We start from the raw sequence: 16,000 nt of genomic DNA, 5'->3' as shown, positions 1-16,000 counted from the left end.
TTAGTGGCATTTCATTGGCTGCGACCTTGTCCGGTCGTTCATCGACCAGCAGCACCTGCATTGACACAAGCCGACGCAGGTATTTAACCATCCTGATGGAGATTGCAACATGAGCACGCATTTTTCAGGTGAAGGTAACATCGGTTCAGATCCCGAGTTCGATGAGTATCCCAACGGCAATGAGGAGCCGCGAAGGGTCTTGCGGCTCAACGTCTTTTTCGACAATCCTGTGCCGACCAAGGACGGCGGCTATGAGGATCGTGGTGGGTTTTGGATGTCCGTGGATTGGTGGCACCGCGATGCCGAGCACTGGGCCACGCTGTTCAAGAAGAGCATGCGCGTGATGGTCACTGGCCGCGTGGAGCGTGACGACTGGACGGATGACGACAACAACCCGCGTACTACCTACCGTATCAAGGCCCGCACTGTCGGCATCTTGCCCTACCGCTTGGAGACGGTAACGCTCAGCCCTAAACAGCAGGAAATCGAGGGAGAAGCGAAGCCCAACGAAACAGAGCAGCCGAAGGTACGAAAAGCGAGAAAAACCACGGTCTGAACAGGTTATGGGGGCGCCTGTAGCCGTTCGCAGTCGCCCGCCATGCACCAGCACCTATATGACCGAATGATCAGAGATTATCCCTTGGGGATGGTTCCAACGAGTGCCACTGGGCTCCAGTCGCCTACAGATGAAGATAACGGTGACTTTGAAGTCCACCTTGTTTGCGGCCTGCCGCTCCCGACTCGGACATGCTGTTGCTCATTCGATGAACAGCACAGACTTTCCGAGGAGGCTACATGCGTGTGTATCTGTGTGAGAAGCCTTCGCAGGGTAAGGACATCGCTCGCATACTGGGTGTAAAGCAACGCGGCAATGGTTGCTACAACGCTACCGGTATTGCGGTGACCTGGTGCATCGGTCATCTCGTGGAAGCAGCACCACCTGAGACCTACGACGAGCAGCTCAAGCGTTGGACTATAGAGCAGTTGCCCATCATCCCCCAGCATTGGCGGGTCGAGGTGAAACCCAGGACTGCCACGCAATTCAAGGTCGTCAAGGCACTTTTGTCGAAAGCGACCCAACTGGTCATTGCCACCGATGCCGACCGTGAGGGCGAACTGATCGCCCGGGAGATTATCGATCTGTGCGGCTATCGCGGTCCCGTCGAACGGCTGTGGTTGTCCGCCCTGAACGATGTTTCTATTCGCGCTGCGCTCGGTAAGCTGCGGCCTTCGGCCGAGACCTTGCCGATGTACTATTCAGCGCTGGCACGTTCACGGGCCGATTGGCTGGTGGGCATGAACCTCAGCCGACTTTTTACATTGCTGGGAAGGCAGGCGGGCTACGATGGCGTGCTGTCGGTTGGACGTGTTCAGACCCCGACACTGAAGCTTGTGGTGGATCGCGACCGCGAGATTGCACGTTTCGTTTCCGTGTCGTACTGGGCTATCGAGGTGGATTTATCAGCAAGTGGCCGGGCATTCACTGCACAGTGGGTAGCGCCCGCTGCCAGTACCGATGATGCCGGCCGATGCCTTCAGCAGCCAGTTGCGCAGCAGGCTGAACAGCAGCTCCGTGCCGCAAGCAGTGTTCAGGTGGACTCGGTTGAGACCGAACGCGTGCGCGAAGGCCCACCACTGCTGTTTGACCTGGGCACCTTGCAGGAGGTGTGTTCCAGGCAACTCGGGCTGGATGTGCAGGAAACTCTGGATATTGCCCAGGCCCTCTACGAGAAGCATAAGGCGACGACCTATCCACGCTCGGATTGCGGCTACCTGCCCGAAAGCATGTTTGCCGAAGTGTCCACCGTCCTCGACAGTCTGTTCAAGTCCGACCCCACGCTGGGAGCGATCATGCACCAGCTCGATCGATCCTTTCAGTCTCGTGCCTGGAACGATGGCAAGGTCACTGCCCACCACGGCATCATTCCGACGTTAGAGCCTGCCAACCTGTCGGCCATGAACGAGAAGGAGTTGGCCGTGTATCGGTTGATCCGATCTCACTATCTGGCGCAGTTTCTGGCGCATCATGAATACGATCGCACAGTGGTGAGTCTGTCCTGTGGCGAGCAGGCGCTGGTGTCCACAGGCAAGCAGGTAGCCGTCACGGGCTGGCGCCTGGTGCTGGCCGAGCCGCAGGGTGCCGAGGAGGGCAACACGGTATCCCGCGTTCAAGTGCTGCCAGCGCTGCGCAACGGTATGACATGCCAAGTGGCTGGTATTGATCTGAAGGCGCTCAAGACGCTGCCGCCCAGGGCCTACACCCAGGGCGAGCTGGTCAAGTCCATGAAGCATGTCGCCAAACTGGTGTCAGATCCGCGACTGAAGCAGAAGCTCAAGGATACGGTCGGCATTGGCACTGAAGCCACGCGTGCGAACATCATCGGCGGTCTTATTGTACGCGGCTACATTGTGAAGAAGGGGCGGGCTATCCGCGCCTCGGACGCGGCATTCACCTTGATTGACGCAGTACCTGCGGCGATTGCCGACCCAGGCACGACGGCCGTGTGGGAGCAGGCACTCGACATGATAGAAACCGGGCAGCTCGCGCTTGACACCTTCATCGACAAGCAGGCAGCGTGGATCACGCAGTTGATCGGGCAGTATCGGGGCACTTCATTGTCTATAAAGATTCCCCAGGGACCACCATGCCCGCAGTGCGGCGGTGCCACACGCCAGCGTAGCAGCAAGAGCGGCCCTTTCTGGTCATGCGGGCGTTATCCTGACTGTAAAGGTACCGTCCCGATAGGGACTAGTAAGGCATCGCGTGCAGCACCACGAAAGCGCCGCAGCGCTAAATCATCCTGATCTGGTCATCTATGATTTCCCCTTCTCGTGACTCTCACGGGATTTCCACGCACGCAGTACCTTCACTGTCAGTGTGCGCCCCCGCTGCGCCAGCGATGGCTGCGGGGCAAGAAGGTGGCTTTTCACTGAATAGCCGATAACGCATTCTATTTATCACTGATTCTTCCGTCCGCCGAGTGAGGTCTCCTGATGTCCGGGTGGTCATCTGGCCCTTGCATCAGGAGACCTTACACGGTCAACGGTACTCATTGCCGGCGCCCGCCGGTGAAACAACGGGCTCCCTTTGTGCGCGGATGTGCGCCAGATAATACCGACCCAGCCACGATACGGGTCGGGTGTGAATGCTGAAACAGCGACCGGTTCTACCGACGACCGTAACCTGCACCAGCCCACGGGTGGCTTCTTCCTCCCGAGCCGAAGACCACCTGGTTTTCGGCATCTTTCTCCTGCCCACACGCAATACCCCGGACGGTGATCACCGCCCGAGGCCACACGCACAGGAGAGATATGCATGCACCCTCACTCTATTGCCCCATTTAAGACCAAAAGCGTTTCCGTCCACTGGGAGATGATGTTTACGCGCTCACTATTTACTACCAGCGACATGGTCCGGCGAACGGGTAGCATCGGATAGTTCATGTGGCGGTCATGGAGTGACGGCAATCTCGAACTGGCAGGCAGCGTTGTGTGTCGTCGGGGTCAGCGCGGCGGCTGGCGACCTACTGCGGGTTTACCATTCCAATACGGCAACCGTGATAGCCTAAATGGCTTCGGCACCCAGCTTGCTGGGGTATTCATTAAAAATTTGAGGGATTCATGGATCAAGTAATTGAATTATTTACCGTCGTCGGGCTGGGCGTTGCGCTCATGCTGCCATTAGCCAACCCGCTGACATCGGTTACGCTGCTGCTGTCATTGGGGCGCACCTTGTCGATACAGGAGCGCAACCGGCAAATCACCCAGGCAACGATTTATGTTGTGGCAATCATGCTGATCACCTATTTTTCCGGTCATTGGGTGATGCAATCATTTGGCATTTCAATTCCCGGCTTACGCATTGCCGGTGGGCTGATTGTCGCTTTCATCGGCTTCACCATGCTATTTCCCACACACGCTGTCGATGACATACCCGAAGCTGAGGCTAATGCCGATGCGGCGGCTCGGCGCAAACCTATCAATATCGCTTTCGTTCCGCTTGCGTTGCCTGGAACAGCGGGGCCAGGAACCATTGCGTTCATCATCAGTGCCGCGGCGTCTACACGGCCCGGCACCGTTCCCTATTCGACCCTGACGCTTATGCTCGCGCCGGTTATCGTATTCATTGTGCTGGGTGCTATATTCTGGGTCTGCCTGCGCTATGCCGGGCGTATCGTCAAGATCATCGGAGAGGGCGGGGTAGAGGCGATTGCACGCGTCATGGGCTTTTTGCTTGTCTGCATGGGCGTTCAATTTCTGATAAATGGAATACTGGAAATCGTGACTCAGTACGCTGCCTGAGTTTCATCTCCCTCTGAGCAGTCGATTGATCCTGATGCGGGGCTGCTCTACGGGAGCCCCGTCGCTCTGGTAAACCCGTCGTCCGTCAGCTTCTGCTGGTGGCTGCGTTTTTCTCCAGACCGCTGTCTGGGCAATCGAGGGGCAGCATGAAGGTGCTCGCCACATCGATCAGACCAATGCGGTCGATGGTCTGGCGGCCGAGCAGCACCGGATAGTTCATATCGCTACGGTCGCGCAGGGAAAACTGTTCTTCGAAAACGCGGTTGCCGATGCACATGCGCATCTTCACCACCGGTCGATGATCCACGCCCCCCGCACCGCGCACCGTCATTTCCCGATAGAGCGGTTGTTCGAAATTCATGGTCACCCGTTCGTCAGTATCTATATCCTTCACTGTGACGTCGTAGCGGACCCACTTTTTATCCTTACGGGTAAATTCTTCCAGATTGACCGCGTGCATGGACGAGATAAGCGCACCGGAATCTATCTTGATTTTTACCGCGGTCTGTTCAGGCAGAATCAGACCCTTTTCAATCCATCCAACCACGACCTTGCTGGCTACATCGCCCGCCTGAGTGATTTCTTCGGGCGGATTGCCACTTTCCACCGGCTCCTCAGCAAATATCGCACCGGATAGCATGGATGCGCCCAACAGCGCGGCGATGGAAAAGCCCTTGATAGACAACTGCATAAAATACCCTATGTGAAAAAACAAGATAGACCGGCGCAGAGCAGTAAAGTGCCTGCGCGCTCGAGGATCAGCCTTTTTGTACTGGTATCACCAGCGTCTTCTGGGGCACGCAATCAGGCTCAATCCTTGATCTTGAAGTTGTAGAGTGTCGTGTCCACCAGTTCCGGGTCGGGGCCCCCGCGGGCGCCACTGTCGAGCGCATCTATAGCCTGCACCTCATCCAGGGTCAGGGCAAAGTCGAAGATATCGATGTTCTCGGTGATCCGCTGTGCCCGAACTGATTTCGGGATGGCCGAGAAGCCATGCTCGATATGCCAGCGCAGGACAATCTGGGCTGCGGTCTTGGCATACTTGTCGGCAAGTTCCGTAATGACAGGATGCTGCAGCGGGTCCTGGGACGGCCGTCCTTCCTTGACCGAGTAACGCTGGACACCGCCGATTGGCGACCAGGCCTGGGTAGTGATGCCATGTTTCTCATGCGCCTCTGTCAGGGCCTTCTGCACAAAGAGCGGGTGCAATTCCACCTGGTTCAAGGCGGGCACTATGCCGGTATGTTCAATCAGGGTATCCAGGTGCGCCGGGGTAAAGTTGCACACACCAATGGCGCGCACGCGTCCCTCTTCCAACAGCTTCTGGGCGGCCTTCCACGCGTCGATCGTGGACTCGAACTCGGTCGGCATCGGCCAGTGCAGCAGGTACATGTCCAGCGTATCGAGACCCAGCTTGCCCATGCTGCGATCAAAGGCGTGCAGGGCTTGGTCATAGCCATAATCACTGAGCCACAGCTTGGTGATGACGAACAGTTCGGAGCGGTCGATGCCACTCTTGGCGATGCCTTGGCCAACTTGCCGTTCGTTGCCGTAAGCGGCAGCGGTGTCAATCAGACGATAACCATTGGTTATGGCGGTTGTTACGACATCAATGGTTTCTTCGGGGCCGCTTTGGTAAACGCCAAGGCCGAGGGCAGGGATCTGGATACCGTTGTTCAATGTGAGCGTGGGGCTTTTCATTTTGGTGTTTACCTTCTTCATCTGACAATACATCGATACCGATGATATCTAGCCTTTACTGATCAAGGACAAACAGTGGTGCTCTGTCTGGTCCATTGTCGCGCAGTCCCGGCAATCTCATCCGCCAATTTGCTGATGGAGCGTTGATGCGCTAGCACCAGGCTGTCCAGTTCAGCGGTAGCCGGCTCGCTGATGAGGCTCGCGCAGGTCAGCGCCTGGTGTGTCTGGCCATTACTGAACTCGATATTCCACACCACATCCAGCGCAGTATGGCTGCCTGGCACCGAGTCGAAGCGGCGCACATCGGTACGAACGGTCAGTACTGGCTGATCGGCGGTGCCTGGAAGCCCCGCCAGATCGCGGACGCCGAGGCGGTTTTCCAGTTCGAAGGCCAGGGCATCGTGGAACTCATCGGCCGGTGGCGACGCCCAGAGGGCATTTTCCAGGATGGTCAGGCGGCCGTCGCTCTCGCGGATGACCAAGCTGGGCTGGTCGACCTGTACCGGTATACGCACGGGCATTATCTGCAGCTGAAAGTCTGCCTTGGTTTGAACACCTGCTGCGGCAGGCTGCGTTGGAATCAGCGTGCGGTATTGCATAGGCGTGGAGCTGCAGGCACTCAGCACCAGCAGGCTGCTTAACAGGAGCAGAGACGTCGGTAGATAGCGGCGCAGGGTCATTATTGGGATTCCGTATTGAGTTCGCGAGAGGTGGAGCCGCCCTTGAAGCTGGCTGGCGACTCGGCGTTACCGCGCCCGCGGATAAGGGATTCGGGGTGACGGCTCAGGTAGTCTGTCAGTACTCGCACGGAACGTACTGCGCGCTGTACTTCTTCAAGGGTGTCGCCCACTTGTTGGCGCTGGGGTGAGCCATCAGTCAGCGCTTGGTTGGCATTATCCAAGGTCTGCTCCGAACGCTCCAGGGTACTCTGCAGTTGAGGCAGCACGCCGCTGTTGACTTGCTCGAGCGTTTTGCGCAACTCGCTCAGGCTGCCGTCGAGATTATTGGCCATCGACTCGATCGGCAATTTGCTGAGCTTGTCCACCATCGCCTGCAGCTGTTCCTGCAGCTTGTCGAAACTACCCGGTATGGTAGGGATGACCAGCGGTCGTGCATGCGGATCGAACACCACGTCGGTCGCACGGTCGTCGAAATCCAGTGAGATATAGAGCTGACCGGTCAGCAGGTTGCCGGTGCGTGCCTGGGCGCGCAGCCCGCGCTCGACAAATACCCTGATCAGGTGTGCGCTGCGCTCTTCATCACTACCTTCAATCAGTGCCAGCAGCTTGTCATGGGCGGCACCGAGGCGATTGGGATAGATGACGGCGCCCACCAATACCGGGAAGTTTTTCCTTTGCTCGTCGTAATCCAGGTTGACCGATACCACCCGGCCGATCGGCACGCCAAGAAACTCCACCGGCGCATCGACATTGAGTCCGCGTAGGGTCTGATCGAAACGCATCTGCACGAAGCGCGCTGAGCCATCATCGGGCGCCATCGCCTGGTCCACGTCGTCGAATAACGCGAACTTGCTATCCTCGGTAGCTGGGTCGGTGTTGGGACTGTAACTCGGCGCCCGGAAGGAGATCCCGCCAGCGAGAATCGACGACAGCGATTGGGTGTTGACCTTGAAGCCGTCGGCGGCGAGGGAGACATCCACGCCGCTGGCATTCCAGAACCGCGTGTCCGCGGTAACGAACTCATCATAGGGCGCATTGACGAATATCTGTACGGCAACGCCCTTGCCATCCTCGCTCAGGGCATAGGAAACCACCTGGCCTACCGGAATGCGGCGGTAATAGAGGGGCGAGCCCACGCCGAGCGAACCGAGATCGCTGGTGTGCAGGGTGAAACGCTTGCCTTCCACACCAAAGGTCACCGGCGGCGGCGCCTCGAGACCGATGAATTCGTGGCGGGATTCTGTGACATCGCCGGGGTCGGCGCCAATGAAAGAGCCCGACAGCAGAGTATCAACCCCTGATACGCCACTGGCACCGATACGCGGACGAACCACCCAGAACTGCGCATCTTCCAGGGTAAAGGCTTCGGTATTTTGATCCAATTCGATGGTGGCAATGACCCGGGTTCGGTCTTCACTCAAGCTGATGCTGGTGACCCTGCCGATGATCACATTCTTGTATTTGACCTGGGTCTTGTTCGCCTCCAGCCCCTCGGCGGTTAAAAAGCTCACGGTGATCTGCGGGCCCGCAGACAGCCAACTCTGTACCACCATGGACAGCCCCACTAATGCAGCAACGATAGGGACCAGCCAGATAAGTGAAATGCGCACACGGCGCTGTCGTATTTCTGGGTCGCCGGCAGTGGCAGGTGAGGAACCGGGGTGGTGCGGGTTATCGGACATCGTTTTTCTCTGCATCCCAAATCAGTCGCGGATCGAAGCTCATGGAGGCCATCATCGTCAGTACCACTACCAGGCCGAAGAACAGAATGCCCAAACGTGGTTCTATAGTGCTCAGTGCACGGAATTGCACCAGCGCCGCCACCAGGGCAACCACCAGTACATCGAGCATCGACCAGTAGCCGATAATTTCAATTAAACGGTAGAGTCGAGAGCGCTCCGGCATGGCCCAACGGCTGCGGCGCTGGGCGGTAACCAATAGCAGTCCGAGCACAAAGAACTTGATACAGGGCACCACCACGCTGGCGATGAAAATCAGCAGGGCGATATCCCAGGAGCCGCCTCGCCAGAATTCGATGACGCCGCTGAGAATGGTGCTTTCGCTACCATTGCCAAGCATGTCGGTATACATCACGGGCAGCAGGTTGGCCGGTATATAAAGGATCAGCGCGCCGATCAGAAACGCCCAGGTGCGGCCGAGGCTGTTCGGCTTGCGGGCGTGTAATACAGACCAACAGCGAGGGCATTCGTGATCGGTAAGTTGGCAGGCATTGCCGCAGTCATGGCAAAGCTGCAGTCCCAGCTCGGCGGCATAGGGAGGCAGGCTCATTGCTGGCTGACTCCCAGTTCATCCCACAGCTGACGCACATCCCGGCCGCCGATCAGGATGATCAGTACCGTGAGCATAGCCATGGCCCAGAGACCGACCCCTGGATGCACCTGAAGCATGCCGGCCAGCTTGATGATGGCTACCAGAATGCCGAGCAAGCAGACTTCCAGCATGCTCCAGGGACGCAAATGCTCAAGCGTGCGCATGCAGATGCGAAAGCCCGGCGCAACGCGCCCGCTGCGGGCATACACGAGCACCCAGCCCAGCAACAGGATCTGCAGGGCCGGGGCGAAGATAATGCTCAAACCGGTGACCAGTGCGATCAAGGTGATGCGGCCCTGGGCCAGTGCTTCCACGGTGGCCCAGAGGGTCGCCTCGTTGTTCAGCCCTTGCATGCTGATGCCCATGATGGGAAAGGTATTGGCAAATATGAAGAGAATGGCCGCGGCTGCGGTCAGGGCCAGCAGTTGATCGGTGTTCAGGCGTCTGCCCCGGTCCAACAAAGCGCCGCACCGCCGACAATGGGCGGTTTGTTTGCGTGCCAGGGCAGGGCGTTGGTACACCGAATCGCAATGCTCGCAAATGACCAGCTGTACCTGGCTTATCTCAGGCCCCGACATAACCTTTCCACATCCTGTTCAATAGTTGCGTATGCTACCACTAATTATTGCCTAAGCAATTGTTGTAATGTAAATTGTGCTCATTCGCCCTTAGGAGGCCGGTGCTAGGATGAGCGACCCTTCACAGTAGCCGTAATGGCACAACCGGAGAAACACATGGCGTCTGCCGCTGCATTATATGCTTTGACCAACGCGATACAGCCAGTGCTCCGGGCATGGGGGCAAGCGGCTAATATCGCTCTGGCCGACTCGGGATTGGCTCCGCCGTTGGCCAAGGCACTGCTGCTGGCCTATCGCCTCGGGGATGGCATACAACAGAGCGTGCTTGCCGAGGAAATAGGCGTTAACCCTGGTGCGCTGGTACGTACCCTGGATCAAGCTGAAGCGGCCGGCCTGCTGCAGCGCCGAGAGGTTCCACGCAACCGTCGAGCCCGAGCAATTTATGTTCTTGCAGAGGGCCGCCGCATTGCCTTACACATGGAGGCGGCGCTGGAAGCCCTGCGTGCGGAGCTGTTCGCAGGATTGTCCGAGTCGGAAGTGGTCAGCGCCACTCGGGTCCTGCGGCTGCTTGAACAAGGTTCCATCGACTATCATCAGCACGCCCGCACCCGCAAATGATCCCTATCGGCCACCCACAGATACTCTTTTCCATAAAGCTGTTTGTGGCGGGGATGATCGCATTCGCGATAGCAGTAAAGATTGGGTTACCCCAACCCTACTGGGCATTGGTTACCTGCTGTGTGGTGATGAACCCGCTCACTGGCGCTATCCGCTCCAAATCCACCTATCGCTTCGCTGGAACGCTGGGAGCGGGAGTGGTAACGCTCTTCATGGTCGGCTTGTTGGCCAATACACCGCTATTGTTGATCATCATGTCGGGGTTGATTGCCACTGCTGCCTTTAGTCTGGCCATTCTCGATCGCAGCCCCCGCGGGTACGGGTTTCAGTTATTCGGTATCACCCTGATGCTGGTGGCTGTTGCTTGGGTGGATAAACCCGACCTGATGTTCGATATGGTTGCGGCTCGGGTGACGGAGATCTGCATTGGTATCTTTGTCTGCGGGATTGTGGACAGCGTGGTTGCACCGCGCTCATTGGACTCGGTGTTGCGAGGCTCGCTGCGTCGGTGGCTACCCGACATGCAGAGCTGGATCGAAGATACCTTGCAGGCGCCTGCCGACAGCCCCAAAACCCAGCATGACCGAATGAAGACCCTGAGCGACATCAGCGATTTGTCGCAGTTGGCCTCCCAGCTGCGTTACGACCCGACAGTGGCGCGCAGCGATCTGCGTCATGCGCTGGCCATTCAGCAGCGGCTGCTGCGCATCATTCCCTTGCTCTCCGAGTTGCAACTGCGGCTGGATGCGATCGACGCGCATCAGCGCTCGCGTTTGAACCCTGCGTTGGATATGGCTCGGGCAGCGATCACCAGCGGTTCGGCTGCGTCGCCCAGGCTGGCGCAGATCATTCGTGCATTGCCCGGTACGGCGGAAGATGGCGCGGACGACAGCTGGCAGGTACTGGTTCATGACAATGTGGCGGATATCATCGAGCGGCTCGTCAACCTCTGGCACGAGGTGCTATTGATTGATCAGGCCCTGGCTGGCGCGGTGAGCCTGACTCCGGCGCTGGCGCAGGATATCAACGAAACACCGGTCTTTTCCTTGCCGCCGGACACTGACCTGGCGTTGCGCGTCGGGGCCAGCATTCTCACTGCCTATGCCGTATTGTGTGGCATGTGGTGGGCCACCGGGTGGGAGCAGGGCGCTAATGCCACCTTGCTGGGTACTGTCGCGCTGGGGTTCTTTGGCAGCGGGGACGAGGCAGGGCGGGCAATCGCCATGTTCGGGCGTTTCGCCCTGCTGGCTCTGGTGCTGGTCGGTGGGCTTTGTTACGGGCTATTGCCGCTGGCCAGCGACTTCCCGACCTTTGCTCTGGCAATGGGGCTATTCATGCTGCCGCTGGGCGTCTGGGCCGCGACCAATCCGATGGCGGTACTGGTGCTTGCCTTTGGGCTTAGCTCGATCAATCTGCAGGGGCATTACATTCCCTACGACTTCGAGTTTTTCCTGGAATACGCTCTCGGCAGCCTGACTGGCATCTTTGTCGCGATGATCTGTGCGGGCCTGTTCCGTACTTTGGGTGCTGAGCACGCCTTGCTGCGCTTCATGCGAATGGAAACCCGGGAAACCATCAGGCTCAGCCACAGCGCCAGCGCGGAAACTCAGCAGGCGCACATCACCCGCACCCTGGATCGGTTAGCCTCCATGACCACGCGCCTGGTGATATCAGGCAAGACCGAGCTCAGTACCAATCTGCTGAAGCGCATGAGCATCGGTAGCAACGTGGCCGACTTGCGTATCTGGGCCAATGCACAGAGTGCCGGCCAGCGGGAAAAGGCTGACCGTCTGCTGGGACATCTGCGTGACGACATTGATCGTGAAACGCCATCTGTGGCCTTGCTTGTCATGATCGATGGGGCGCTCAACACGCTGTGGCATCAAACTAACAACGCAGTCCCTATCCGCGCTCTGGTTGGCCTGCGCATGGTGCTCTTTGGGCAAGCTCCGGCCTGGGAGCGTTCAGCATGATTGGCGAGATCAACATCGCTGGCGTATTCATATCACCTTTGCTGCTGTGTATTGTGCTGGCTTTCTTCAGCCGTCAGTTATTGTCCAGGCTGCTGGAATCCGTTGGGTTCTACCGCACTGTCTGGCAGCGTCCCCTGTTCGACACCGCTTTGTTTCTGCTGCTGACCGGCATTGCCATGTTGGCCTTGCGTCATCTGACTACCTGACAAGGATACCTAACCTCCAATGTCTCGACTTACCCTGGTTCGCTTGTCCAAAAAAGTGGTGACTGCTGCGGTTGCCATCGCTGCAGTCTTTGTACTCTGGCAGCTTTATTCCTATTACACCTATGCTCCGCAGACCCGGGACGGCAAGATCCGTGCGGATGTGGTGGCCCTTGCGGCGGATGTATCGGGGCGGATCGAAACTGTTCAGGTGCGCGACAACCAAGTCGTACAACGCGGCGATGTCCTGTTCACCGTAGATCGGGTCCGGCTGCAGAATGCACTTAATCGTGCCACTGCTGCTGTAGCTTCAGCAAAAGCCCGCCAGGACTCGGCGGCGCGGGAATGGAACCGCTATTCAACCTTGCAGGATGCTGTTTCCCAGCAGGAGCGGGATAACCGTCAATCCGCCATGGAAGAAACCCAGGCGCAACACCAGGAAGCGGTGGCCAATCTCGAACTGGCCAACATCAATCTGGAGCGGGCGGAGGTGCGGGCGCCGGTCAATGGCATCGTTACCAACCTGTCGCTGCGCCCTGGTGCCTATGCCGTTGCGGGCGACCCGGTAATGGCACTGGTGGATAGCGACAGCTTTCATGTCGCGGGATATTTTGAAGAGACCAAATTGAAGCACATTCATGTGGGCGACCAGGCGACCATACATATAGTCGGTGAAGATCAGCCTCTTACCGGCCATGTGGAGGGTTTGTCTGCCGGTATTGATGACCGGGAGCGCACTACCGCCTCGGGAACCTTGCTGGCCAACGTCAATCCGACCTTCAGCTGGATTCGTCTGGCCCAACGGATCCCGGTGCGCATCAGTATCGACAAGGTGCCCGAGGGGATCGAGTTGATTGCCGGCCGCACCGTAACCGTCACGCTGGATGGCGCCGATGACATGCTACTCGCTGGCGACTCGCCCTGGGCGCACAGAGAATACAACCCGCGCCCCTAACAGCCCATTTAAGGACGATATCAGTGAACAGGTTCATTTCTGACTTTTCCCATTCAATGAAAATAGGCAAATGGCTGCCCGTTATTCTTTTCTCTGCTGCATTGCTAGGAGGTTGCACCTTGCCCATACCCAATAAGGCTGCCTCTACGGCCCTGAGTACCGAGCAAGGCCAGGCCACTCGGCTTGGTCAGTCGCTGGCACCGAGGGTCATGGCGCACCCAGGTAAAAGCGGCATACATGCCTTGGCAGATCCCCATGACGCCTTTGCAGCACGGGTGCTACTGGCCCGCACTGCGGAGCGGACACTGGATGTACAGTATTACATCTGGCATGGCGACATTACCGGCACGTTATTGCTTGAGGAGCTCCATGAAGCGGCGGACCGCGGCGTGCGCGTCAGGCTGCTGCTGGACGACAATGGTACCGCGGGACTGGATACTGAACTGGCTGCATTGGCGTTGCATCCCCAGATCGAAGTGCGCCTGTTCAATCCCTTCACCGTACGCAACCCCAAGTGGCTGGGCTATATCACGGATTTCTCCCGGGCCAATCGGCGTATGCATAACAAGTCCTTCACGGCGGACAGCCAGGCTTCCATTGTCGGCGGGCGGAATGTCGGGGATGAGTATTTCGGTGCGACCGAGGGCATTCTGTTTGCCGACCTGGATGTCTTGTCGATCGGTCCGATTGTCGAACATGTTTCGACCGATTTTGACCGTTACTGGGCCAGCGGATCCTCGTATCCCGTTGAACAGATCGTACCTGCAGTTTCTGAAGAAAGCCTCGCACAGCTGAGCCAGACCGCGGCAGACCTTGAGAGAGATGCCGCTGCCAAGGACTATGTTGAAGCGGTTTCCCAGTCAGACTTCATTCGTCTGCTGCTGGCCGGAGAGTTGCATTTGGAGTGGGCCGAAACCCGTATGGTCAGCGATGATCCAGCGAAGGGCTTGGGTGAGACATCGCCCGAGGGCAGACTAACCTATCAGCTGGGACAAATTCTCGGTGAGCCGAAGGATAAGGTGGCGCTGGTCTCGCCTTACTTCGTACCAACAGCCGCCGGCGTCGAAGCCTTCACTGCCTTGGCCAATCGGGGCATTAACGTCCGCATTCTGACCAATTCGCTCGATGCCACCGACGTGGCTGCAGTACATGCCGGTTATGCCAAGCGGCGCAAGGATCTGCTCAAGGCGGGCATTCAATTGTTTGAAATGCGCCAACTGTCGCCGCACATCGAACGCAATGAAAGCGCTGGGCCGTTTGGCAGTTCCGGCTCCAGTCTGCATGCAAAAACCTTTGCCGTGGACGGCGAGCGGATGTTTGTAGGTTCGTTCAATTTCGATCCGCGCTCGGCCAATCTGAATACTGAACTGGGCTTTGTCATCGACAGCCCGGCATTGTCTCAGACGGTGCATCACGCCTTTGAAAGCGCCATTCCGGCCAACGCCTATGAGGTTCGCCTGGCTGATAATGGTCAGCTTTACTGGGTTGAGCGCGTGGGTGACAGAGAGATCCGCTATGAGCGGGAACCGAACACCAGTTTTCTCAAGCGCAGTGGCGTGTTTCTCCTGTCGATATTACCGATTGAATGGTTGCTTTGATTGTCCTGCCCAAACGATGAATTGGCTGATAAACACCCGCCGGGCATTTATTACTGACAATAATGCATCCTCTTTTGAGTGAATGAGGCATGAAGAAATCCAACAGCTACTCCCCTGAAGTCCGTGAACGTGCTGTACGCATGGTTCTGGAGAACTTGAAAGACGTACCCGTCCGAATGGGCCGCCATTGAGTCCATTGCGCCCAAGATTGGCTGTGTTCCCAGACGCTGCATAGCTGGATGCGCAAGTATCAAACTGACCAAGGCCACCGACTGGGGCAGACCACTGAGGAACGGGAGCGGATCAAGGCTCTGGAACGCGAGAATCATGAGCTGCGTAAGGCAAATGAGATTTTGCGCTTGGCCAGTGCTTATTTTGCCCAGGCGGAGCTCGTCTGGCCGGCACCACGGCGCCGCACAAACCCTGAGCGCCTTCGTTGACGAGTACCGTGACCGCTACGGAGTCGATCTGTCGAGTAATCCAGATCGCTCCGTCCGGTTACTACGTGCATGCAGCCAAAGCCCGTCAGCCCGAATTGCGAAGCGCTCGTGCCAAACAGGACGAGCTGTTGAGCGATGAAGTGCAGCTATGCCTTTGGTGGGCATACAGCAGCTGGAGAAGTCTGGAAGCACACCGTTGCCCCCGCTAGCCGTACCGCGAGACCCAGCGTGAGGGCGAAGCAATCAGGGGTCAGTCAGCCACAAACCATTGATGCACAGCGATGGCAGCTGTAGCCAACCTGACCTATTATTTCGCCCGAATGTGAACCGAGCAGAGCTATTATCACTCAGCGGGTTTGATGCTGTCCGACAAGGCCTGTTGCAGGCGCTTTTCCTGATCAGGGGACAGCGACGTCTTCAGCACTTTACCCTGCAGGCCTGCGAACTCAGCCAGCACCTTTTCCGGTTGCACCTTGCGAACCAGAACGAACAGGGCGGAGGAGTTGGCGGGTAGGGTGTCGCCAAGTGACTTGATGAAATCATCATTGATACCATAGTCTGCCAGTGCTCCAGAAAGTGCGCCGGCACCTGCACCCACCGCCCCGCCGATGGCGAAACCGG

15 protein-coding genes, 1 pseudogene and 1 other annotated feature are annotated in these 16,000 nt (G+C 57.9%); of the genes and pseudogenes, 9 read left to right on the top strand and 7 right to left on the bottom strand.

Annotated features, from left to right (window positions below; translation table 11 throughout):
• Positions 1 to 109: 109 nt before the first annotated feature.
• From K787_RS0100080 to K787_RS0100070, 3 genes are all read left to right on the top strand, one after another.
• Complete coding sequence (locus K787_RS0100080; RefSeq protein WP_022960735.1) at positions 110 to 556, top strand: single-stranded DNA-binding protein; 447 nt, start codon at positions 110 to 112, stop codon at positions 554 to 556.
• Between the two features lie 239 nt (positions 557 to 795).
• Positions 796 to 2,805 carry a DNA topoisomerase III gene (locus tag K787_RS0100075; RefSeq protein ID WP_022960734.1) on the top strand — a complete coding sequence of 670 codons (2,010 nt, stop codon included), beginning with the start codon at positions 796 to 798 and terminating at the stop codon, positions 2,803 to 2,805.
• Positions 2,806 to 3,621: 816 nt separating this feature from the next.
• Entirely contained in the window at positions 3,622 to 4,302 is a 681-nt protein-coding gene (locus K787_RS0100070) for a MarC family NAAT transporter (RefSeq protein WP_022960733.1), read from the top strand.
• Between the two features lie 85 nt (positions 4,303 to 4,387).
• On the opposite strand, the gene rloA3 is transcribed toward K787_RS0100070, so the two are convergent.
• The 6 genes from rloA3 to K787_RS0100040 all read right to left on the bottom strand — a co-directional run bounded on the left by rloA3 (position 4,388) and on the right by K787_RS0100040 (position 9,592).
• Positions 4,388 to 4,993, bottom strand: a complete 606-nt coding sequence (gene rloA3, locus K787_RS21740; RefSeq protein ID WP_022960732.1) for a retropepsin-like aspartic peptidase RloA3 — start codon at positions 4,991 to 4,993, stop codon at positions 4,388 to 4,390.
• 119 nt (positions 4,994 to 5,112) lie between these two features.
• A complete protein-coding gene (locus K787_RS0100060) occupies positions 5,113 to 6,003 on the bottom strand; it encodes an aldo/keto reductase (RefSeq protein WP_028614431.1) in 891 nt (296 codons plus the stop codon).
• Between the two features lie 62 nt (positions 6,004 to 6,065).
• Entirely contained in the window at positions 6,066 to 6,683 is a 618-nt protein-coding gene (locus tag K787_RS0100055; RefSeq protein WP_022960730.1) for a PqiC family protein, read from the bottom strand.
• The gene (locus tag K787_RS0100050; protein ID WP_022960729.1) at positions 6,683 to 8,365 is read right to left on the bottom strand and encodes a PqiB family protein; all 1,683 of its coding nucleotides are present in this window, start codon (positions 8,363 to 8,365) and stop codon (positions 6,683 to 6,685) included. The genes K787_RS0100055 and K787_RS0100050 overlap by 1 nt, the downstream gene beginning before the upstream one ends.
• Complete coding sequence (locus K787_RS0100045; protein WP_022960728.1) at positions 8,355 to 8,972, bottom strand: paraquat-inducible protein A; 618 nt, start codon at positions 8,970 to 8,972, stop codon at positions 8,355 to 8,357. The genes K787_RS0100050 and K787_RS0100045 overlap by 11 nt, the downstream gene beginning before the upstream one ends.
• Complete coding sequence (locus tag K787_RS0100040; RefSeq protein WP_022960727.1) at positions 8,969 to 9,592, bottom strand: paraquat-inducible protein A; 624 nt, start codon at positions 9,590 to 9,592, stop codon at positions 8,969 to 8,971. The genes K787_RS0100045 and K787_RS0100040 overlap by 4 nt, the downstream gene beginning before the upstream one ends.
• A 156-nt stretch (positions 9,593 to 9,748) precedes the next feature.
• Between K787_RS0100040 and K787_RS0100035 the strand changes: the two genes are divergently transcribed.
• The 6 genes and pseudogenes from K787_RS0100035 to K787_RS25415 form a co-directional block, all read left to right on the top strand.
• Positions 9,749 to 10,210, top strand: a complete 462-nt coding sequence (locus K787_RS0100035) for a MarR family winged helix-turn-helix transcriptional regulator (protein ID WP_022960726.1) — start codon at positions 9,749 to 9,751, stop codon at positions 10,208 to 10,210.
• A complete protein-coding gene (locus tag K787_RS0100030; RefSeq protein WP_022960725.1) occupies positions 10,207 to 12,183 on the top strand; it encodes an FUSC family protein in 1,977 nt (658 codons plus the stop codon). Before K787_RS0100035 ends, K787_RS0100030 begins: the two co-directional genes overlap by 4 nt.
• The gene (locus K787_RS0100025) at positions 12,180 to 12,389 is read left to right on the top strand and encodes a DUF1656 domain-containing protein (RefSeq protein WP_022960724.1); all 210 of its coding nucleotides are present in this window, start codon (positions 12,180 to 12,182) and stop codon (positions 12,387 to 12,389) included. The genes K787_RS0100030 and K787_RS0100025 overlap by 4 nt, the downstream gene beginning before the upstream one ends.
• Before the next feature lie 19 nt (positions 12,390 to 12,408).
• Positions 12,409 to 13,341, top strand: a complete 933-nt coding sequence (locus tag K787_RS21735; RefSeq protein WP_022960723.1) for an efflux RND transporter periplasmic adaptor subunit — start codon at positions 12,409 to 12,411, stop codon at positions 13,339 to 13,341.
• A 56-nt stretch (positions 13,342 to 13,397) separates the two neighbouring features.
• On the top strand, positions 13,398 to 14,939 hold the full coding sequence (locus K787_RS0100015; RefSeq protein ID WP_028614429.1) for a phospholipase D family protein: 1,542 nt from the start codon (positions 13,398 to 13,400) through the stop codon (positions 14,937 to 14,939).
• 89 nt (positions 14,940 to 15,028) lie between these two features.
• Positions 15,029 to 15,525: pseudogene (locus K787_RS25415) on the top strand (transposase); the annotation flags it as partial.
• Positions 15,307 to 15,432, top strand: a sequence feature (AL1L pseudoknot). (Overlaps the previous pseudogene by 126 nt.)
• 197 nt (positions 15,526 to 15,722) lie before the next feature.
• On the opposite strand, the gene K787_RS0100005 reads toward K787_RS25415, so the two are convergent.
• Positions 15,723 to 16,000 (bottom strand): DUF1269 domain-containing protein (locus K787_RS0100005; RefSeq protein ID WP_022652405.1); only part of this gene is annotated, 278 nt, incomplete at its 5' end.

The organism is Halopseudomonas pelagia CL-AP6, from assembly GCF_000410875.1.
Lineage (GTDB): Bacteria > Pseudomonadota > Gammaproteobacteria > Pseudomonadales > Pseudomonadaceae > Halopseudomonas > Halopseudomonas pelagia.
This window is presented reverse-complemented; position numbering and strand designations above follow the sequence as displayed.

What these genes read in the sequence shown, in the direction of transcription:
- K787_RS0100080 (WP_022960735.1), top strand. Translation starts at nt 110, where the DNA reads ATGAGCACGCATTTTTCAGGTGAAGGTAACATCGGTTCAGATCCCGAG.
- K787_RS0100075 (WP_022960734.1), top strand. Translation starts at nt 796, where the DNA reads ATGCGTGTGTATCTGTGTGAGAAGCCTTCGCAGGGTAAGGACATCGCT.
- K787_RS0100070 (WP_022960733.1), top strand. Translation starts at nt 3,622, where the DNA reads ATGGATCAAGTAATTGAATTATTTACCGTCGTCGGGCTGGGCGTTGCG.
- rloA3 (WP_022960732.1), bottom strand. Translation starts at nt 4,993, where the DNA reads ATGCAGTTGTCTATCAAGGGCTTTTCCATCGCCGCGCTGTTGGGCGCA.
- K787_RS0100060 (WP_028614431.1), bottom strand. Translation starts at nt 6,003, where the DNA reads ATGAAAAGCCCCACGCTCACATTGAACAACGGTATCCAGATCCCTGCC.
- K787_RS0100055 (WP_022960730.1), bottom strand. Translation starts at nt 6,683, where the DNA reads ATGACCCTGCGCCGCTATCTACCGACGTCTCTGCTCCTGTTAAGCAGC.
- K787_RS0100050 (WP_022960729.1), bottom strand. Translation starts at nt 8,365, where the DNA reads ATGTCCGATAACCCGCACCACCCCGGTTCCTCACCTGCCACTGCCGGC.
- K787_RS0100045 (WP_022960728.1), bottom strand. Translation starts at nt 8,972, where the DNA reads ATGAGCCTGCCTCCCTATGCCGCCGAGCTGGGACTGCAGCTTTGCCAT.
- K787_RS0100040 (WP_022960727.1), bottom strand. Translation starts at nt 9,592, where the DNA reads ATGTCGGGGCCTGAGATAAGCCAGGTACAGCTGGTCATTTGCGAGCAT.
- K787_RS0100035 (WP_022960726.1), top strand. Translation starts at nt 9,749, where the DNA reads ATGGCGTCTGCCGCTGCATTATATGCTTTGACCAACGCGATACAGCCA.
- K787_RS0100030 (WP_022960725.1), top strand. Translation starts at nt 10,207, where the DNA reads ATGATCCCTATCGGCCACCCACAGATACTCTTTTCCATAAAGCTGTTT.
- K787_RS0100025 (WP_022960724.1), top strand. Translation starts at nt 12,180, where the DNA reads ATGATTGGCGAGATCAACATCGCTGGCGTATTCATATCACCTTTGCTG.
- K787_RS21735 (WP_022960723.1), top strand. Translation starts at nt 12,409, where the DNA reads ATGTCTCGACTTACCCTGGTTCGCTTGTCCAAAAAAGTGGTGACTGCT.
- K787_RS0100015 (WP_028614429.1), top strand. Translation starts at nt 13,398, where the DNA reads ATGAAAATAGGCAAATGGCTGCCCGTTATTCTTTTCTCTGCTGCATTG.